At 57.8% G+C, this 19728-nt stretch carries 16 protein-coding genes; 11 read left to right on the top strand and 5 right to left on the bottom strand.

Features of this window, described 5'->3' with window-relative positions; genetic code table 11:
- The first annotated feature begins 12 nt into the window (after positions 1–12).
- The 10 genes from VGK48_13640 (at position 13) to VGK48_13595 (ending at position 12886) form a co-directional block, all read left to right on the top strand.
- A complete protein-coding gene (locus VGK48_13640) occupies positions 13–1491 on the top strand; it encodes an ankyrin repeat domain-containing protein (GenBank protein ID HEY2382215.1) in 1479 nt (492 codons plus the stop codon).
- Positions 1492–1670: 179 nt separating this feature from the next.
- A complete protein-coding gene (locus VGK48_13635; GenBank protein ID HEY2382214.1) occupies positions 1671–2432 on the top strand; it encodes a cytochrome c in 762 nt (253 codons plus the stop codon).
- A gap of 22 nt (positions 2433–2454) precedes the next feature.
- Positions 2455–3732 carry a hypothetical protein gene (locus VGK48_13630; protein HEY2382213.1) on the top strand — a complete coding sequence of 426 codons (1278 nt, stop codon included), beginning with the start codon at positions 2455–2457 and terminating at the stop codon, positions 3730–3732.
- Positions 3733–3751: 19 nt separating this feature from the next.
- Complete coding sequence (locus tag VGK48_13625; protein ID HEY2382212.1) at positions 3752–4234, top strand: DUF6152 family protein; 483 nt, start codon at positions 3752–3754, stop codon at positions 4232–4234.
- 8 nt (positions 4235–4242) lie between these two features.
- On the top strand, positions 4243–5616 hold the full coding sequence (locus VGK48_13620) for an alpha/beta hydrolase domain-containing protein (protein HEY2382211.1): 1374 nt from the start codon (positions 4243–4245) through the stop codon (positions 5614–5616).
- Entirely contained in the window at positions 5617–6075 is a 459-nt protein-coding gene (locus VGK48_13615; protein HEY2382210.1) for a hypothetical protein, read from the top strand. It abuts the gene before it with no gap.
- Positions 6076–6088: 13 nt separating this feature from the next.
- Positions 6089–6628 carry a DinB family protein gene (locus VGK48_13610; protein ID HEY2382209.1) on the top strand — a complete coding sequence of 180 codons (540 nt, stop codon included), beginning with the start codon at positions 6089–6091 and terminating at the stop codon, positions 6626–6628.
- Between the two features lie 28 nt (positions 6629–6656).
- Entirely contained in the window at positions 6657–7721 is a 1065-nt protein-coding gene (locus tag VGK48_13605) for a MauE/DoxX family redox-associated membrane protein (protein HEY2382208.1), read from the top strand.
- Between the two features lie 208 nt (positions 7722–7929).
- Positions 7930–10752 (top strand): insulinase family protein, encoded by a 2823-nt coding sequence (locus VGK48_13600; GenBank protein ID HEY2382207.1) that lies wholly within the window; start codon positions 7930–7932, stop codon positions 10750–10752.
- An 85-nt stretch (positions 10753–10837) separates the two neighbouring features.
- Entirely contained in the window at positions 10838–12886 is a 2049-nt protein-coding gene (locus VGK48_13595; protein ID HEY2382206.1) for a M13 family metallopeptidase, read from the top strand.
- A gap of 133 nt (positions 12887–13019) precedes the next feature.
- Here VGK48_13595 and VGK48_13590 read toward each other — a convergent pair whose 3' ends face one another.
- The 4 genes from VGK48_13590 to VGK48_13575 form a co-directional block, all read right to left on the bottom strand.
- Positions 13020–14054, bottom strand: coding sequence for a VOC family protein (locus VGK48_13590; GenBank protein ID HEY2382205.1), 1035 nt, complete (start codon positions 14052–14054; stop codon positions 13020–13022).
- A gap of 95 nt (positions 14055–14149) precedes the next feature.
- Positions 14150–15805, bottom strand: a complete 1656-nt coding sequence (locus VGK48_13585; protein ID HEY2382204.1) for a PQQ-dependent dehydrogenase, methanol/ethanol family — start codon at positions 15803–15805, stop codon at positions 14150–14152.
- A gap of 8 nt (positions 15806–15813) precedes the next feature.
- Positions 15814–16974, bottom strand: a complete 1161-nt coding sequence (locus tag VGK48_13580; GenBank protein ID HEY2382203.1) for a TlpA disulfide reductase family protein — start codon at positions 16972–16974, stop codon at positions 15814–15816.
- 419 nt (positions 16975–17393) lie between these two features.
- A complete protein-coding gene (locus VGK48_13575) occupies positions 17394–18245 on the bottom strand; it encodes a hypothetical protein (GenBank protein HEY2382202.1) in 852 nt (283 codons plus the stop codon).
- 205 nt (positions 18246–18450) lie between these two features.
- On the opposite strand from VGK48_13575, the gene VGK48_13570 reads away from it, so the two are divergent.
- A complete protein-coding gene (locus tag VGK48_13570) occupies positions 18451–18816 on the top strand; it encodes a YXWGXW repeat-containing protein (GenBank protein ID HEY2382201.1) in 366 nt (121 codons plus the stop codon).
- Positions 18817–18964: 148 nt separating this feature from the next.
- Here the strand turns inward: VGK48_13570 and VGK48_13565 are convergent, their stop codons facing one another.
- On the bottom strand, positions 18965–19678 hold the full coding sequence (locus VGK48_13565) for an alpha/beta hydrolase-fold protein (GenBank protein ID HEY2382200.1): 714 nt from the start codon (positions 19676–19678) through the stop codon (positions 18965–18967).
- Positions 19679–19728: the final 50 nt, after the last annotated feature.

Here is a 19728-nt window from a genome sequence, read left to right as displayed (position 1 = left end):
CATTACTTTCTGGTGTCTGTTGTGCTTCTTGTGCTTCTTGTGCTCGTTCCCCTTTTCGCCGGTTCGGGGAACAACCCAAATCTGATCGAGGCGGTGAAGTCGGGCAATACGATGCTGGTCCGGACGCTGCTGAAGCAGCATCCCGACGTCAACGGTCAGGAACCGGACGGCATGACGGCTCTTCATTGGGCCGCGCGCAACGATGACGTCGAAACCGCGCTGTCGTTGATTCGCGCAGGCGCGAAGGTCAAGGCCGCAAACCGCTATGGCGTCACGCCCATTTCACTTGCCGCTACCAATGGGAATGCGGCGCTGGTCGAAGCGCTGCTCAAAGCGGGGGCCGATGCCAACTCCGCGCTGCCGGAAGGTGAAACGGTTCTGATGACGGCGGCGCGGACAGGCAATGCCGGCGTGGTGAACGCTCTGATTGCCCACGGCGCCGAAGTCAATGCAAAGGAAACATGGCAGGACGAGACGGCGCTGATGTGGGCCGCCGGCGAGAATCATGCGGCGGCGGTCCAGGCGCTGGTTGCAGCCGGCGCCGCCATGAACGTTCATTCCAAGGTCTTGAGCTTCCCCGAATACAAATATCAAACCAATGGCATGGCGGTATTTATATTGCCCCACGGCGGCTGGACCGCCCTGATGTATGCAGCCCGTCAAAATGCCGCCGAAGCGGCGGCGGCGCTGGCCGATTTGAAAGCGGACCTCAATGCGGCCGATGCCGATGGAACAACCGCGCTCCAGCTGGCGGTCATTAATCTTCATTATGATCTCGCCTCCCTGCTGTTGAATAAAGGAGCGGATCCCAATGTGGCCGACAGTAGCGGAATGACGGCGCTGTATGCTGCAGTCGATATGCGGACGCCCGCCGGAATGATGACGCGGCCGGATCCGAAGCTGCACGATGAAATCGACGCCGCCGGCATGGTAAAAGTGCTGCTCGCAAATGGCGCGAACCCGAACCTCAGACTTCGGAAGCCGATCATCGGCCGGCATAACAATCTTGTCGGTGACACCTCACTGGGTGAAGGAGCGACGCCTCTGATGCGGGCGGCAAAGGGCAATGATCTGCCGGTCCTGCGGCTGCTGCTCGATGGCGGAGCGGATCCAACGCTTACCCTCAAGGACCATACAACGACGGCAATGGTCGCGAACTCTCTGGACGCCATCAAACTGCTCGTCGAGCATGGCGTCGACCTGAACGCCTTCAACAGCAACGGCCAGACCGTCCTGCACAATGCCGCTCAACGCGGTTCCACGGCGATCATTCAATACGCCGCGGATCAAGGCGCCCGGCTCGACCGGAAAGACAAACAGGGGCGAACGCCCCTCGCTATCGCTCAGGGCGGCGGAGCCGGCGGCCGCCGAGGAGGTGGCGGGGCGGGAGGCCGCGGAGGCGGCGGTGGGAACGCGGCAGCCGCGGAACTGCTTCGCGATTTGATGGCGAAGAACGGGATTCCGGCGCCGGCAGCGGCGTCAGGCAGGTAGGGGGAGCAGTGCGGTCGAAATCGGGCTTGGCGCAAAAAGTCCTCGTGAGCGCCCCCCTGCCGGCTCCGTCGGCTCTCCCCCTATATCAGGAAGAGAGTGGTCGTGTTCATTCTGCGGGATTTACTGTCCCCTTGATACAGGGGGACAGCCGCGAAGCGGCCGGGGGTCGCTCACACACCGTGTCGAAAATCGGTTTTTTGTGCAAACCCGGCGCGATATCGACACTGATTTTAATAATTCTGGCCTTTGGGCTTCCCGCGGCAGCGCAGCGGTCTTCCCTTTCGGACGGCGTCTTCACCTCCGCCCAGGCTTTGCGCGGCAAGGCCGCCTTCGATATGGACTGTTCCCGATGTCACAATCTCGCCCTTACCGGATCCGAAAGAGGGCCCGCTATCAAAGGACCCGAGTTTCTGACCCATTGGGAGAAGGACAACCTGACCGGACTTTTTACCAAGATTCGCGATACGATGCCGCAGGGCAATTCGGGCAACGTGAAGGACGAAGTGAAAATCGACATCCTTTCATACATTCTTCAGCAAAACGGGTTCCCCGAGGGCAACGGCGAACTCAAAACGGATATCGCTTCGCTCGAAGACATACGAGTGAAGAAAGACGCCGATGCTTCAGGCCCGGCAAATTTTTCACTGGTGCAGGCGGTTGGTTGTTTGACGCTTGCCCGGAACAGCAAATGGATTTTGACAAACGCGAGCGACCCCGTGGCAACGAAAGAGGAGGACTCAACTCCTGCAGCTCTCGAGGCCGCGCGGGCAAAGCCTCTGGGCGCACAGGTCCTGGAATTAGTCAGCGTGAGTCCGCCTTTAAAGGCCGATTCCCGGCAAAACCAAAAGGTCGAGGTCAGAGGTCTGCTGTATCGCGATCCGAAGTATGTCGAAGTGAACTTGACTTCGCTGGAAACGCTTGCTACAAGCTGCACCAACTGATGTTTCATTACAAGAGGGTCAGATGAGAACTAAAGCTACATTCTTCGCCGTTCTGTTCGCGGTTCTATCGACAGCGGCGTTCGCTCAGCAGGCACCAGGCCAAAGAGGCGCAGCGGCACAAGGAGGTGGGCAGGGCCAAAGAGGCGGGGGACAAAGACGTACGCGGGAAATCAAAGGACCGCCGCCGGGAGTCGAGCCTTTGGCAATAGACCTGTTCACCTCGAAGAACTTTTACAAGGACAAGGAACACTGGCTGGACAAGCGCTACTACCGGTGCAATATCCCGCGCGACCTCGAAGAGGCATGGTCCAACGGAGTGGTCGGACCCAATCCGCCTACTTCCGCCGGGTGGGGCGACTGCAATGCGGACTTAAAACGCGAGAGCATCCTCAGCCCCTATTCCTACAAGACCGCCCAGGAACATTACGAGGCTTTGCTCGCCGCTGCGAAGGCAAAAGGCGGCCCGACGGTTTACACCAGAGCAACGGTGCCGGACTGGGATGGATATTATTCGCGCGACCAACAAGCCGATCATGGCTCCGAATGGATCTGGGGGGTGAGCCAGGCTCCGACAGTACTTTCCCTGCTCACTCCGGAATACCAGAAACGCATGGTTCAAACGATCTATCATGAGGCCGTCACGAACGCTCCGCAGTGGAGCGCCTCCTTCTGCTATCCCGAAGGATTCATTCGCTGGTGGGCGCAGCCCTCACAGGCTGGGAATTTCCAGCTCACAATGACGCCGTATATGATGCAGACCGTTTCCGGTATCGCGGATAACTTTCTGCGGCAATTCCTGATCGGCCAGAAAGAACATGTCCAGAAGGTCCCGCAATGGTGGGGCGAATCGATCGCGTTCTGGGATGGAACGACACTGGTCACCTGGACGGCGAATATTCAGGGCTGGCAACTGTCGCACGCGATGTTCGAGATCAGCGACAAGATGGAAACCGTCGAAACCTTCAAACCCGCTTACGACGCCGCCGGCAAATTTATCGGACTGGATCACGAGACGACCTTTTACGATCCGGACGCCTTCGTGGCGCCGGTCCACGCCACCTATCGCTTTGCGCGGCGAGCCACGATGGACGATCCGAATCGGCGGTTTTCCTACGTCGAATGCCTGAGCAACATCAAGGATGTCAATGGCAAGCCGACGCAGCTGGCGCCCTCCGACCCGCGTTTTGTCGATTATTACGGCCGGCCCTGGGCTGAAAACTGGGAGACATATTTCGAGAAAGACTGGGACAAACCGGAGGACAGCGCTCTTCCGAAGGAAATACTCGACATTTTCAAATAGCCATATAAAGGAAAGAACCATGAAAACCAAACTCATATGGATTGCCGCCGGTACGCTCTTATGCACGTCCCTGGCTGTCAGGCCCGCGTTATCGCACCATTCTTTCGCCATGTACGATCAGACAAAGACGGTGGTGTTGACGGGAGTGGTCAAGCAGTTCGTTGCACAGGCCAACCATGCGGAATTGCACTTCTATCTGATCGCCCCCGACCGCAAGGGAATATTGAAGAGCGCCGACGGAAAGCCCATCGAATGGGGAGCGGAAATGGCCGGAGCCGCCGCTGTTGCGCAGCAAGGGATCACGGCTAAGACGTTCGGAGTAGGCACCGTGTTCAGCGTCAAGCTGAATCCGCTGCGCGACGGCAGTAATTTCGGATCGCGGGTCGGGGCCATTGCCAAATGTCCGCTTAATCCGGAGACCAACAAGGTGGTATTGCCCGCAGCCGACAAGACCTGCGATTCCGTTCCCGGCAGCACGCTCAGCGGCGGAACCACTTTCTGAGGAGAACCATGAAACGCACTCATTTCGCGGCCTTGATCGCGTTCACGGCTGGGGTCAGTTTACTTGTCTCATCACCAGCCGCGGCCCAGCGCGGACAGCGTGGCGGACCACCCGTCAATCTGCCGGACAAACCTACAGCGGTTTCCATTCCCGCGGTTTCCGCCGAAATTACAGGACCCGGCCCGATCTACGATTCGACTCCTTCACTGCCACAGGGACGCGGTCTCGCGCGCTATGGATACGAAGCGCGCGAATACTTCATTTCCGGCTCCGCGAATGGAAAGCCGTACAAGACTCGAATCATGGTCCGCAAGCCGTCCAACAACCGGAAATTCAGCGGGCTTGTACAGGTCGAGGCCATGCATCCCAGCGGCGCCGCGCACATGTTCGAATTCACTTCGGATTACACGATGACGTCCGGGAATATGGCCATCGAGGTCGTGACCAACCTGACGGAGCCGCTCGCACAAAACAAGGAGCGTTACAAGGACCTCAAAGTCGACCCGGATCAGGTCTCCGAGATCCTGGCTCAAGCGGGCGCCCTCATCAAACAGAAGAAAACCGGCACTCCCTTTGCGGGACTCGCCATAAGGAAGATGGTCCTTCTGGGAACATCGGCCACTGCAGCCATCCTGGTCGCCTATTTGCCGGCGCACATGGTGTTTCGAACGCCTGACATGGAGCGCATCTACGACGGCTTTCTACCGATGTCGACGGGCGCCACGGTCCGCGCCGTCGATGTTCCTCTGATCGAGGTTCCAACCATGACCGAAGTCTTCGGCGGCAACGTCAGCAAGCGGCCGGACGGCGACAAACCGGGCGATCAATTCCGGATCTACGAATTCGCGGGGATGGCGCATGTCGACAGCCGCGATAGCGTCCGCTTCAAGCCCGATCCCTGCCGCAACCCGATCAGCCAGTTTCCAGAACAGGCCTATATGTCTGTTGCGCTCCGCGCGCTCCTCGACTGGGTGGATAAAGGGAAGGTTCCGCCGCGAGCCCCGCGCATCATGACCGAGACCGTCGACGGCCGCTCTGTCATCGCCGTCGACGAAAACGGAAACGCGAAAGGCGGCATCCGGAATCCCTACGTGGACGTGCCCGCCGCAAAGTTCACCGTTCGCAACGAAGCCGCGAATCCGCCGATCCCGAATCCCAGCGCCTGGGTGGCCGCCCATGGACAAGGTGCTCCAGCTCAGATGTGCGGCCTTGCCGGCTACGAAAATGTCTTCTCCAGGGACCAGTTGCAGAAACTGTACGGTAACAGGAAGACCTATGAGAGCCGCGTCCGGAAGGATCTCGACGAACTGGAAAAGGCCGGCTGGTCTCTGCCTGTTTATCGGGACACGATCCTCGGCGATGCGGCCAAAACGGCGTTCTGAGTGAAGGGCATTCTAAAGTGGCCGTGCGCGGCCGCGGCAATTGTTGTGGTCTTGAGAGTGATCGTGGAACGGGCGGGAGCTCCGATCCGTGTAAGCAACTTGCTTAGCGCAGTAGCTCTGATAACCGTGCTTGGTCCGATTTACTTCGGACTCCAGGTGGGATTCGCCGGAAAGCCGCGGCCGTATTGGATGCTCATCAAACTGGTCGCCGTTTATGCCCTATGGACGCGCGCCCTGGTCCTGCCCACATATTGGCTCGCGCGCCTTTTGAATTGGGAGGAACCTCGTTTCAACGGACTCGAGGGACCGAGTGCATTTGCCGGTTACATCACGCTTCCATTATTCACCGCCGCCTTCTGGGTCGTTGCCTCTCTTGTGATTGGCGGAGCGATCGGATCCGTCGTTCTCACCCTGGTGCGCTCGCGAAACCCGCCGCAAACCCAGGGAGCGCACAGCTGAATAAGGAGATCTGATGTATTCGACACATGAAAAGACAGAAGTACTGGGGAAAATAGATCAGGCCTATAGCGCGTTGAATGAAGCCGTCGCGGGATTCTCGGAGGCTCAAGCGAATTTCAAACCGGCTTCCGGCGGCTGGTCCGTGGCCGGAGTTGTCGAGCATCTCGCGCGGGTGCAGGAGCGGGTCATCGGCAGAATCGACCAGCTGCTTGTATCTCCGGCGGACATGGCGGGTTCACCCGCCGGCAAGATCGAGGATGAAACGCTCCGCGGCAAGTTAGTGGATCGATCCAGGAAGGCGCAGGCCCCCGAACCGACGCACCCGACGGGAACATCAATGCGGGATTCTCTGGAGCGTCTCGTCGCCGGCCCCGGACAGATCGCAAAGATTCTGGAGACAGCACCTGCAGATTTCCGTCAACGGTCGGTTGCTCATCCTTTCTTCGGGCCGCTCGATTGCCACCAATGGCTGATTTTGCTCGGCAGCCACTGCAGCCGCCACACCCAACAGATCGTCGAGGTCAAATCATCTGCAGATTTCCCGCGCGGGTAGCCGAAGTGTTATATAAAATGCACTGGTGATGTCGGCAGGTTTTATCGCTGTCCGGCTCCTACTGGCAGCGGTGTTTCTCTTCGCCGGCGCGGCCAAGATCGTGAATCCCGCCGGATTGCGCGAGGTCTTACCTGATTTCGGCCTGCCCTCGCGCTTCGCCTCTCCTGTAGCGAAGTTCCTTCCAGTTCTTGAATTGCTTATCGCGGCCGCGTTGATTCCCGCCTCCACCGCCTGGTACGGCGCCTGGGGGTCGATGATCCTTTTAACAATATTTACGATAGCCGCCGCTATCGCGCTGTGGCGAGGCCGTAAACCCGATTGCGGATGTTTCGGCCAATTGCATTCAGCGCCGATAGGCTCATCTACCTTGATTCGCAATGGCGTACTGGCAGTGTGCGGCGCCTGGGTGGTGAGCGCGGGACGCGGTCATGCGGGACCGGCGTTGTGGACGTGGGCCGCATCGTTGGAAGGCAACCAGCGCAGAGCGGCGATCCTGGCCGCCTGCGGCGCGTTGTTCTGCTTCTTTTATGTGATTGATCATGCCAAGCCCGACAGCCGCGCGAAAGAATCACCGGAGGAAGCGGATGCAGACGAAGTGGAAACCGCCGCGCAACCTCCCGCACCGGAAAAAGCCCCCGCAATGGGAATCGGACTCCCGATGGAAACGCCGGCGCCGGAATTTGCACTGAGCTCCCTGAACGGTGAGATGAAGACACTGCAATCGCTGCAGGAGGAAGGAAAGGACATCCTGCTGATCTTCTCCAGTCCGTATTGTGAATCATGCGTCGCTGTTGCGGCTGAGCTACCCGCCTGGATCCGCCAGGCGGAGAATGCGCCGAATGTCGCGATCATCAGCCGTGGAGCCGTGAAAGACAATCTGGCCAAATTCAAGGGATTCGACGCAGCCCGCGTTCTGCTTCAACGCGAATTCGAAGTCTCCGAAGCCTACGACTGCATCTCGACTCCCACCGGTGTTCTCATCGGCGCAGACGGGTTGATCCGGAGCGGCCTCGCCGTCGGCGGAGCGGAGATCCGGCACCTGCTGTCAGTTCGGGGAGCAACTTCTTGTAATCGAGAGCAGCCATCTTCATAACGTTGCGCCCTGTTGCGCAATCAGCGAATGGATCTAAAGCAGTGAGGCGATCAGAAGCCCAAAGACACTACGCGCAGCAGTCTCGCCATGGTTGTCCCCCATTGAGTTTTGTGAATGTTCATACCCTTTTAAGGCCGCAAATCACAAGAAACACGCGATGGCCAAAGTTTTTTGTGACCCCTCCGGATTTTTGTGGTCTTATAGCCTAATGACCAACCGCAAATACTTACCTCTGATCGTTCTTTGTCTCGCCAGTCTCGCCGTCGCCGCCGGATTCAGCGCGGCGCCTCAGGCGGACCTGAACCAGCCTATTCCGGTAGATCCCACAATCAGCATCGGGCACCTGTCGAATGGCGTCACGTACTACGTTCGCGCCAACAAAAAGCCGGAAAAACGCGCGGAATTGCGCCTTGTTGTCAAGGCCGGCTCCGTCCTCGAAGATGACGATCAGCAGGGCCTCGCTCATTTCATCGAGCACATGGCCTTCAACGGCACCTCACATTTCCCCAAAAACGACATCATTTCCTTCATCGAATCTCTGGGAATGCGGTTCGGCGCGGACCTCAACGCCTATACGAGCTTCGATGAGACCGTTTACATGCTGCAGGTTCCGACCGACAAGCCGGAAACCATGGACAAAGCCATCCAGGTTCTCGAAGACTGGGCGCACAACGTCAGCTTCGACCCGGTTGAGGTCGAGAAAGAACGCCCGGTCATTATGGAAGAGTGGCGGCTCCGGCGCGGCGCGGGCGCCCGCATTCAGGACAAGCTGCTGCCGATCGTTCTGAAAGACTCGCGCTACGCGGACCGGCTGCCGATCGGCAAGACGGAGATCATTCAGAACGCCAAAGTCGACATGCTGAAGAGGTTCTATAAAGACTGGTACAGGCCCGAACTCATGGCGGTTGTTGCCGTCGGCGACTTCGACAAAGGCGCGGTCGAAAATCTCATCAAGAATCACTTCAACGCGATTCCGGCTTCCACCTCGCCGAAAGCGCGGCCGACATTCGATGTGCCGGACCGCAAGGGTTCTGTTTATGCAATCTTGTCGGATAAAGAACTGACTTCGACCAGCGTCGAAATTGAAAATATCCTGCCCCACCGGCAGGAAGGCACGGTCGGCGTCTACCGCCAGGACATCGTCGATGGACTTTTCACCGGCATGCTGGATGAACGCTTCGCGGAAATCACGCAGAAACCGGGAGCGCCGTTCCTGGCGGCATCCGTCGATCGCAGTCCGTTCGTAGCGAAGACCAAGGACGAAGCCGATCTCGGGGCCCGGGTAAAAGACGATGGCATCGAGAAAGGACTCGAAGCCGTGCTCACCGAAGTCGATCGGGTCGAGCGGTTCGGATTCACGCAAACCGAACTGGACCGTGAGAAGACGGACGTGCTCCGCGCCTACGAGCGCATGGTTATCGAAGACCAGAACAGAGAGTCGAACGATCGCGCGGATGAGTACATCCGGAATTTCCTGACCGCGGAGCCTCTGCCCGGGGCGGAACGCGAGCAGGCCTTGCATCTGCAATTCGTTCCGCAGATCACGCTAGCCGAAGTCAACGCCATCGCGAAACAGTGGTTCACGGACACCAACCGCATCGTCACGGTCACGGCTCCGGAAAAAACAGGTGTTGCCCTTCCCGACGAAGCGAAGATTGCTGCAGTGATAAAAGGCGCCGGCGGCAAAGACATCAAAGCCTATGTCGATACGGTGAGCACGGCCGCGCTGCTCGATCCGCTTCCGTCGCCAGGAACGGTTACAAAAACCATGACGCTGGGCGCTCTCGGTATTACGGAATGGGACCTATCGAATGGCGTGAAGGTCATTCTCAAACCGACGAACTTCCGCGAGGATGAAATCCTTTTTCGCGCGACCAGACCCGGCGGCACGTCGCTGGCGAGCGACGCCGATTTCATTCCGGCCAGCACTGCGGTACAGCTTGTCAGCGCAGGTGGAGTCGGCCCGTTCAACCGCGTCGATCTGTCGAAGGCTCTGACCGGCAAGGTTGCGTCGGCCGGCGCGTTCATCGGTGAAACGACCGAAGGTTTCAGCGGCAACGCGTCCCGCAAAGATCTCGAAACCATGTTCCAGCTGGCGTACCTGCGGTTCATGAAGCCGAGGGCCGACGCCGACGCATTTACCGTCCAGTCGAATCAGGCGCGAATCGCCCTCGCGAATCAGACCGCCGCGCCCGGATACGCATTCGCTGACACGTTGAACACGATCCTCGGAGGAAACCATCCACGCCGGCAGATGCCCAAGGCAACCGACGTCGATAAGTGGAACCTCGACAAATCTCTGGCCTTCTACAAGGAACGCTTCGCCGATGCCAGCGGATTCACCTTTGTCTTCGTCGGAAGCTTCGACCTGGCAACCATGAAGCCGCTGGTCGAGCGCTACATCGCAAGCCTGCCTTCGCTGAATCAGACCCACGCATTCAAGGACGTCGGTGTAAAGCTGCCGGCCGGCGTTATCGAAAAACGGGTTGAAAAAGGTATCGAGCCGAAGAGCCAGACGGCCATCGTGTTCACCGGACCATTCGACTTCGATCCGGCACACCGAACGGCGATACGCGCGATGTCGCAGATCCTGCAGACCAGATTGCTGGAAAGCATCCGCGAAGAACTCGGCGGAACATACAGCATCAGCGCAAGCGCTTCAACGGATAAGTACCCGCGTACGGAGTATGAGCTCGCGATCCAGTTCGGCTCGGATCCGCAGCGAACCGATGAACTGGTAAAACAGGTCTTCACGGAAATCGACAAGCTCAAAACTCAAGGACCGACGGCCAAGCAAGTCGCGGACGAGAAGGAAGCGCTGCTCCGCGAGTTCGAGACGAACAGCAAGGAGAACGGCTACCTGTTGAGCCAGCTCGTCGGCAAGATTCAGTACGGCGAAGATATCGCCGGCGTCTGGAATGCGCCCGAACTCTACAAGAGTCTCGATGCCGCCACCATTCAGGATGCCGCGAAGAAGTATCTCAATACCGGCGACTTCGTGAGAGTCAGCCTGTTCCCCGAGCAAAAGTAACAAAAAGGAACAAAAGCGGGGACAGATCACTCACTCTGTTTCGAAACGAAACATGTGAGTGATCTGTCCCCATTTTTGGGTGAATATGAAACAGAAGATACGCGTTGCACTTCTTGCCGCCCTGCTGGTCGCGAGCTGCAGCAAACCTCAGTCTCAACCGCAGCCGGCGGCGCCGAAGCCGGACTTTCTTGCCGCCAACATGGACACGTCGGTCAATCCAGGCGATGACTTCTTCCAGTACGCTAACGGTGGATGGCTGAAGAAGAATCCGATTCCCGCGACGGAATCCGCATGGGGTATCGGCAATCTCGTTCGCGACGACCTGTACGTCCAGCTTCGCACCATTAATGAAAACTCCGTGAAGGCCACTGCCGCCCCCGGCACCGACGAGCAGAAGATCGGCGACTTCTGGACCACCGCGATGGATGAAGGCAAGGCCGAACAATTGCGGTTGATGCCCCTCAAAGCGGAGCTCGATAAGATCGACACCATTGCCAACACGCAGGACGCGATCAATGAAGCGTTTTCGCTTCAGCGATTGGGGATCGACGCCTTCTTCGGCTTCTACGTCGGTCAGGACGAAAAACAAAGCGACGTGATGTCCGTCCACCTGCAGCAGGGCGGCCTCGGTTTGCCGGATCGGGACTACTACTTCAACCCGGATCCCGCCGTCGCGAAAAACCGCACCGAGTACGTCACGCACCTTGGAAACATGCTCAAGCTGATTGGCGAGGACGAGCCGACGGCAAAGGCAAACGCCGCGAAGATCATGGAATTCGAGACGGCGCTCGCCAAAGTCTCGCGCAAACTCGAAGACCTGCGCGACCCGGTGCGTAACTACAACAAGATGACGCCGGCCGAGGTGACCCAGAAGCACACGCCTTCGATCGCGTGGAACGATCGGCTCGCAGCCTGGAATCTGCAGGCATCGTATGTCGTCGTCGGCCAGCCCGAATTCTTCAGCGGAGTTGAAGCGCTGCTGAAGAAGACGCCAGCGCCTGTTTTGAAGGACTATCTCCGCTTCCACCTGGTCAGCGAGTACTCGCCATTCCTCAGCAAAGATATCGACGCCGAGGATTTCAACTTCTACCATCGCGTCCTCTCGGGACAGAAAGAGCCGCGGCCGCGCTGGAAGCGCATCCTCGATGCGGAAAACGGTCCGATGGGAATGGTCGTTGGCCGTATCTTCGTGAAGGCGTATTTCCCGGAATCCGAGAAGAAGCGTTACTCGGATCTTGTCGAAGCAATCCGCGCGGCATACAGCGACCGCATCGACCGGGTGGAATGGATGAGCCCCGAGACGAAAGCCAAAGCCCATCAGAAACTGGCATCGATCACAAAGAAGGTCGGATATCCCGACAAGTGGAAGGACTACTCGGGCCTGACGATCGGCAAATCATCCTATGCCGACAACATGATGGCTATTTCGCGGTGGGAATTCGACGACATGCTCTCGAAGTTCGGCAAACCCGTCGATCGCACCGAATGGACGATGACGCCCCAGACCTATAACGCGTATTACAATCCGTCCAATAACGAGATCGTCCTGCCGGCAGCTGCGTTCGAGATTCCCGGAGTGAAGGATTCCGACGTCGACGACGCTGTCGTCTACGGTTATGCCGGAGGTTCGACGATCGGCCACGAGATGACTCACGGCTTCGACGACGAAGGCCGCCAGTACGATGCTGCCGGAAATCTTTCCAAATGGTGGACCAAAGAAGACACAAAGGAATTTCAGCAGCGGGCCGAAGTGATGGTGAAACAGTTCAATGCGTACGAACCGCTGCCCGGATTGCACATCAACGGTAAGGCCAGCCTCGGCGAAAACATCGCGGACTACGGCGGAATTCTGCTCGGCCTGGATGCCTTCAAGAAAACCGATCAATACAAGAAGGGCGAAAAGATCGGCGGACTTACGCCCGTTCAACGCTACTTCCTGGGCTACGCCCTGGGTTGGATGGAGCAGCGGCGCCCTGAACTCACCCAGCGCAACCTGCTGAGCGACGTCCATGCCCCCGCAAAGTGGCGCGTGGTCGGCCCGTTATCCAACATAGCGGACTTCTATGAGGCTTTTGGAGTGAAGCAGGGACAGCCGATGTGGTTGCCGCCGGAGAATCACGTCCAGATCTGGTAGAAAGGAAAATGGGGACGTCTCCCTATTTCCGTTGTAATTCGCGGAAATAGGGAGACGTCCCCATTTTCCTTATGTGCCTTTTGTGGCGAATAGTCATCATTGATACCCGGCAGCCACACGCCCACCCTATAGGTCAACCCACGCAGACGTTCCCCAGAAAGCCGGCGCCGCCACAGTAAGTGACATCCTGAAGCTGAAGGAGCAGCCCGTCGGGGTCCGTGAAATAGAGTTCGGGTGTGCCGCCCGGCGCGCCGCCGCGGTTTTCCATGCGGAGACTGATATAGGATTTCAGCGGACCGACCGGCCCTTGAGGATTTTCCCGCTGCGGGATTCCGTATGACGCCAGCGTCTTCATCACCGCGTCGGGCACGAAGTTCTCCATGTTCATACAGACGTGGTTGATGCTTGCAGGTTTCGGTGCCGCAGGCGCGCCGCCGCGGCCGCCACCGCCGCCGGCAAACATCAGGAACATCACGCCGGGCCCCACGCCGAGACCGACGGCCGCGCCCTGCTTCGACCGGTCCGGCAGGCCGAACACTTCGCGATAAAATGCATTCGACCGGTTGCCGTCGGAAGAGTTGATCGTGAAGTGGCTGAGATTTTTGACGGCCATGAGCCCCTGCTTTGGCGAAGGCTCCGGCTTGGCGAGGCACATGTTTCCCAATGGTCCGCTGCCTCCGCAAAAGCTCGTATCCTGCAATTGCAGAACGAGGCCATCCGGATCGCCGAGGTAAACTTCCTGCGTGCGATCACGCATCTTGATGCGGACCTTCATCGGGCCACCGCTGAGACCGGGATCGGAAGCCTGCGCTTTCGTCACACCATGCTCGAGCAAGGTTGCAACAATCCGATCCGCATTGAAGTTCCCGACGCTCATGCCCACGTTCGGAACAATCCGCGGCGGGTTCGAACCAGCCGGCATCAGCGACATGAACTGCGGACCGTTGCCGATGCGCAGCAGCACACCCCCGTCGCGGTGGAGCTGCACGGGCATGCCGAACAGCCCCTGATAGAAGTCGAGAGACCGTTTCATGTCCGACACTTCGAGCGCGAAGTAGTTGAGCGCCTTCACGGACACGACAGGCTTCGAGGTTTGGCTCAGGAAACGTGGTGCAATTGCGAAGAACGGAAGAGATTGAAGAAGGTTCCGGCGGCTGATGGTTTTCATGCCGCCAAGTCTATGAGCAAAGGGGACGAAACCACAAGAGGCACAAGAGGACATGTGCGTTTTGCGCTCTTGTGGTTTCGTCCCTCTTTGATTGTCTATTGTCGCAAACCGAACGTGAACAGCGAACTGCCCACCATGATGGTGAGGTATTGCTTGCCGTTCACAGAGTAGGACATCGGCCCGGCGGCGACGGATGGTCCAAGGCTGGTCTGCCACAGGAGTTTCCCGTCGCGGGCGTCGAGCGCGTAGAACGTGCCGTCCCGCGCGCCGCTGAACAAAAGATCGGAAGCCGTCGTGAGAATGCCGGCCTCGGTTTGCCGCACGGGCTGGCGGAAATCCCACTTCTTTTCACCCGTCTTCGGATCGATCGCGCGTACAGCCGAGTACTCGTCCTCGCCGGTGGCGCCGCCCTTCGGGAACGGGCCCGAAAAAGTCTGGCCATCATGAAACTCCGGCGGTGCTTCGCCTTTGACGTATGTGCTCGAGCTGTTTTCCCATGCCGGAATATAGAAAAGACCGGTGCGGGGGCTGAATGACGGCGGATACCAGTTCGTACCTCCCTGATTACCGGGGTAAACCAGTGTCCCTTGTTTGGTGGGCACAATCCCCGGAGCAAAGATCGGCCGGCCTGCCCGATCGAAACCTGTCGCCCAGTTTGTCTTGACGAAGGGCTGGCCTTTCATGAATTCGCCGCTGATCCGGTCGAGAACATAGTACATGCCGCTGCGATTGGCCCACAGCATCACTTTGCGGTTCCGTCCCTGCCATTCGATGTCGGCCAGAACAGGCGTCTGCGTGGAGTCCCAATCGAATTCGTTGTGCGGAGAAAACTGGTAATGCCACTGAAGCTTTCCGGTGTCGGGATTCAGCGCGATGACGGAACAGCTGTACAAATTATCGCCGAGCCGCGCATCGCCATCCCAATCGGGACCGGGGTTTCCGGTGCCCCAATAAGTGAGGTTCAAATCCGGATCATAGGAACCGGTAACCCATATCGGCGCGCCGCCGTGCATCCAGGAGTCGCCGCTCCATGTTTCATGGCCGGGCTCGCCGGGTCCGGGAATGGTGTTGAAGCGCCACACTTCCTTGCCGGTATTCACATCCCACGCAGCGATGAAACCGCGGACGCCGAACTCACCACCTGCCGTGCCGGCGATGACTTTGTCCTTGATGACAAGCGGCGCAACCGTGAACGCGTAACCCTGCTTCGGATCGGCGGCTTCGGTGTTCCACAGCTCTTTGCCGGTCTTGGCGTCAATTGCGATCATGCGCGCGTCATAGGCCGCGAGAAACAACTTGTCGCCGAGGATGGCGAGGCCGCGTGTCAAATTCCCGCAGCAATTGTGGGCGGCCTTATCCGGCTTGTGCGAGTAGTTCCAGATCGTCTTGCCGGTGACGGCGTCCAACGCCACGATATCGTTCGGGCTCTGGATCGTGTACATCACGCCATTCACGACAAGCGGCGTGACTTCGTGCTTTTCGAGCGAGCGCGATTGAAATACCCACTTCAGCTCGAGATCTTTCACGTTCGCCGGCGTGATCTGATTCAGCAGGCTGTACCGCTGGTTCATGTATGAACCACCGTACATGAGCCAGTTCTCCGGCGCTTTCGCCGTGTTCAAGAGCTGATCGTTCGTGACAGCCGGATCCGGCGCCTGGCGTTGCGGCCCCTGTCCTCGCCCCTGAGCCAGGAACGTAACCGCAGCGAGCAGGGCTGCGGCCGATGCCAGAACTAAAATGCGCTTCATCATTTGTATTCTCACTTTATTGGTTTGGACTCTGCCGCGACATTATACAAGCCCAGCTTGTTTACAAGGTCGCGAAATTCCCCCTGCTGGGCCTGAAACCGGTCTCCAGTTCCCGGTCCGTTGAATCCGCTGTGTATGAACTGAACCTGATGACTCTTATCGAGAAAGACCGTTGTGGGGTACGCAAAAAAGTGCTCCAGCTGGCCTTGGATCTTCGCTTTCACGTTCTCGTCGTCGAGACTTCCGCAGAACAGGAGGGTATAGGTCAGGCCGAAGCGATCTTTGAAGAGCTGAAGATTTTTCTTTGCGAGCACGGGATCGGCATTGATCTCGAAAGAGAGTCCGACAATTTCCAGACCGTCTTTGCCGTATTCCCGCTGAAGCTGCTCGAGCAAAGGCGCCTCGTCGAGACAGTTATGACACCAGGTTCCCATGATGTCGAGGATGAGCGCTTTACCCTTGAAACGCTCATCGGTGTTTCGAACCGTGGCCCCGTCGAGTGAAACACCAGAGAAGGAAAATCCCGCGCCGGAGTCTTTCATCACGGTCTGCTGGGCCGCAGGCAGCTCTAAATTAAGGTCGGAGCGAGGGCGCAAGACCAGTTCCTGAGGCTTATCATTCGCGGCGGCATAATACTTTCCCTGCAACGTTCCGTTCCACGCAGGTCCGAGAATGATCGAAATCGCCTGCCATCCGGTAAACCGGTTGAACTGAACGCCGCGTCCGGCGAGCCGTCCCGCGAGGAGCCCATAGTCGCCGTCGGTAGCGATGAAAGTTCCGTAGGCGCCACCGTCCTTTTTCCAAAGCCTGGCGACCGTAGTTTCATCGACCTGATAGTTCCCTGCCGGTGCAATGTCCACACGCTCGGCCGGCTGAGGTTGGCGTTCCGGGGCGGCTGTGAATTTGAACGACTTCGTTCCGGTCGACCGGATCCGCATGTAGTCGCCTGTCAGGCCACCGCCGTTCCAATCGCCGTGCATTTCTGCGCCGTACTCGGAGAACTTCAACGCGACCTGGGAGGGAGCGGATTCCACTTCGGGGATCGGCGTCTTCTCTTCGCCCACCAGAAAATAGCCGGCCTTCTTCCCCTCCAGGTCCAGATACATCTGAAACGGCAGATGGACGCCCGGAGCGAGTTCTACAGTCCCGGCCCAGAAACTTTTTTCCGGCATGGCGTGGCTCCGGCAAGCGGCACACAGCAGGGGAAGGAACCCCAGGAAGCACAAAAGACACAAGAAAGACCGGACTTTCTTGTGTCTTTTGTGCTTCTTGGGGTTCCTTCCCTTCCCGTTTGACATTTGACATCGAAGATACAAGAATCCCCGCCATGAGACACAACGATTCTTCGATCGCGCGGCGCAAGTAAATGGGACCCATGTGAAAAACTCTTGCGGCGTGTCGAAGCCGCAGGCTCAACCGGTGTCTTACTTACAGTGGACAACACGACAGGACGGAACAGTGAAACGTACAGCGGCGCACTTCAAGGAGAATTGAAACTCGCTATGGGCAACTGCGGCACACGCACGGTTTCAGACATCAATCGGTCGTATGTCGCAACACCAGACTGGAAGATTTGAACAGCCGGTCGTCGTTACCTGAATGCGAAGTAGCGCTTCTTGAACCGCACGACAGCTTTCTGCTGGCCGGAAACGCCCTTGACGGTCACTTTCAGATTTCGCCACTTGTCAGTCCTGGCATCTGAGCTCGGTGTGAACCCCAGCACATATTGATTCTTGAGTTCATCCGCGAGTTTGACGGATTCATCCTGCAGGTTGCCCATGGGTTCAGCGTTGATGACGCGGCCGCCGGTGTCCGAGGCGACATTTTCAAACACATTCATCCATGAGATCGGATAGGCGCCGGTATCTTCCGCTGTTGTCGGCGTGCCGGAGAAGCGGAAAAACTGGTTCTTGATGAACATGAAGTAAATCGGAATATCCTGCTTCATCGCGGATTCGAGCGCCCCTTGCTCCGGATTGGCGGGAGTATCGAAGTTATCGATGAACATGACGAGAACCTTACGCCGGTTCTTGGCGCCCGCCAGTTTGTCGAGACCTCGCGCAATCGCATCTTCCACGCCGGTACTGGGGTACGGATCGACGAAATACTCATTCGCGCGATTGCCCGTCTTCTTGAACGCGTCTACCGACTCCATGATCTTCTCGGATACGCGGTCCGAGCGCACCATCGCGCCGGCTCCCAGAATGATCGACACACTTAAAGGAGCGTTTTCGGGAGAGAAGGACGTAATCTTCTGTTCCTTGTTGTCCTCGAACAATTGAAAGTTCTCCGGCTTCAGTCCGGTGACTGCGGCATTGGCGTCACCGATGACATTAACCGGCACAAAAACCGTACGATCGGTTTGTTGCGCAGCAGGGAGCACTTCGGCAAGAATCCCGCCGAGAAGGATCGTGAACACGATTGCAGCCTTTCGATGGACCATAGGCGCCTGCTTTTCTCCGCTCCGGATCTGGATGGCTCCAATATAAAGGTACGGTGGTTTCTGGGAAAAGTTACCGGCATGGCCGCCTCTTGCGTTGTGTAATGTAAGACCAGATTTACCCTAACTCATTGAAATAAAAGCCTGCCGGCGGAAACGGCCCTTTGGCTGAGTGCTTGCGATCGTAATCCTTATGAAAACTTTCTTTATGAAAACTTTCTTACTGACGACATTGATGGCTGTCATGCTTGTCACCAGCGTGCCCGTATTTGGCGCCCAAGTATCCTTTGGAATCCGGATCGGGCCGCCTCCGGCGCCACGGGTAGCTGTCGTCCCGGTGCGTCCGGGTCCGGACTACACATGGGTCGAAGGCTATTGGTATCCCGTGGGAAGCCACTACAAGTGGCATCAAGGTTATTGGACCCGTGCTCCATACGGCGGTGCCCGCTGGGTTGGGCCCCATTATGAAGGCGGCCGATACTTTCAGGGCTATTGGAACGGTGAACGCGGCCGGATCGAACACGATCACCACTGGGACAAACACCGAGAGCGCGACTTCCATCACGAACACTAATTGGGCTGGTTATTTGGAGGTTGCATCATTCGAAGTTTCTGCATTTCAAATTTGAAATGCAGAAACCTCACTTGAGGCTTCGCCCTGTCGGGCTCGCGCTTCGCGAAATGATGCAACTTTCAATAAGTATTCTTCTCCAGACGCGCGGCTATCTGTTGCAGCCTTTTTTTGTCTCTTCGAACCCTTCGAACAAGCGGGTGGCGTTCGCGCCGGCGAGCGTTTCCAGACGATGCGGCTGCCCCTTTTCGACGGTGTAGCGCGCAACGGTGCCTTTCGAACGGAGGAATTCCGCTTCCTTCTGCATCTCGCCGTGCCACATATATTCGTCAAGTTCGCCGACGTACATGAATACGCACATCTTCGAAATAGCCTGCAGCTTCGCCTGGCTCGGCTGCCACATATAACCCGGGAAGGCGGTAACGGATATGAAGTACTGCGGGTTGGCAGCGGCGATATGGAATGCAGCGATCCCGCCGTTGGACGGTCCGGCGATATGGAACTTGTTGTTCTCGATTTTGTAATCCAACAGGATCGATTTAAGGAAGGTCGGAAAGATCAGTGCCCCGTCCTCAAAGAACAATTGGTCGTCCGGAGCCGCGGGCGCGATAACGATGTATCCGCGCTTTTCCGCCTCTGCACGGAAGTTCCGGCTTAAAACACTGTCGACCGTATTCATGGTCTGGGGGCCGCCGCCGAACGCAAGAATAGCCGGATAGGCTTTTGCGGGATCGTAGCCATTCGGCAGAACAACCTTGTAGTGGACGGTGGTCGTCCCAACCTTCTTTGTCTTTTCCAGGAGCTCGGCACGGCCCGGTTGCGCCAGCAAAATGATCATCGCCGCTATGAACAGCAGGTTCTTCATGGGAACTTTATACCATCTTGCTTGTGCCTTTTGTGCTTCTTGTGGTTCCT

It is taken from the genome of Terriglobia bacterium (assembly GCA_036496425.1).
Lineage (GTDB): Bacteria > Acidobacteriota > Terriglobia > 20CM-2-55-15 > 20CM-2-55-15 > 20CM-2-55-15.
Note: the sequence above shows the minus strand (reverse complement) of the source record. Positions and strands in the feature narration are given on the sequence as shown.

Excerpts from the sequence above, each read along its gene's own strand:
- VGK48_13600 (HEY2382207.1), top strand. The coding sequence starts at position 7,930 with ATGACCAACCGCAAATACTTACCTCTGATCGTTCTTTGTCTCGCCAGT.
- VGK48_13595 (HEY2382206.1), top strand. The coding sequence starts at position 10,838 with ATGAAACAGAAGATACGCGTTGCACTTCTTGCCGCCCTGCTGGTCGCG.
- VGK48_13630 (HEY2382213.1), top strand. The coding sequence starts at position 2,455 with ATGAGAACTAAAGCTACATTCTTCGCCGTTCTGTTCGCGGTTCTATCG.
- VGK48_13580 (HEY2382203.1), bottom strand. The coding sequence starts at position 16,974 with ATGCCGGAAAAAAGTTTCTGGGCCGGGACTGTAGAACTCGCTCCGGGC.
- VGK48_13590 (HEY2382205.1), bottom strand. The coding sequence starts at position 14,054 with ATGAAAACCATCAGCCGCCGGAACCTTCTTCAATCTCTTCCGTTCTTC.
- VGK48_13585 (HEY2382204.1), bottom strand. The coding sequence starts at position 15,805 with ATGATGAAGCGCATTTTAGTTCTGGCATCGGCCGCAGCCCTGCTCGCT.
- VGK48_13610 (HEY2382209.1), top strand. The coding sequence starts at position 6,089 with ATGTATTCGACACATGAAAAGACAGAAGTACTGGGGAAAATAGATCAG.
- VGK48_13625 (HEY2382212.1), top strand. The coding sequence starts at position 3,752 with ATGAAAACCAAACTCATATGGATTGCCGCCGGTACGCTCTTATGCACG.
- VGK48_13565 (HEY2382200.1), bottom strand. The coding sequence starts at position 19,678 with ATGAAGAACCTGCTGTTCATAGCGGCGATGATCATTTTGCTGGCGCAA.
- VGK48_13620 (HEY2382211.1), top strand. The coding sequence starts at position 4,243 with ATGAAACGCACTCATTTCGCGGCCTTGATCGCGTTCACGGCTGGGGTC.
- VGK48_13570 (HEY2382201.1), top strand. The coding sequence starts at position 18,451 with ATGAAAACTTTCTTACTGACGACATTGATGGCTGTCATGCTTGTCACC.
- VGK48_13575 (HEY2382202.1), bottom strand. The coding sequence starts at position 18,245 with ATGGTCCATCGAAAGGCTGCAATCGTGTTCACGATCCTTCTCGGCGGG.
- VGK48_13605 (HEY2382208.1), top strand. The coding sequence starts at position 6,657 with ATGTCGGCAGGTTTTATCGCTGTCCGGCTCCTACTGGCAGCGGTGTTT.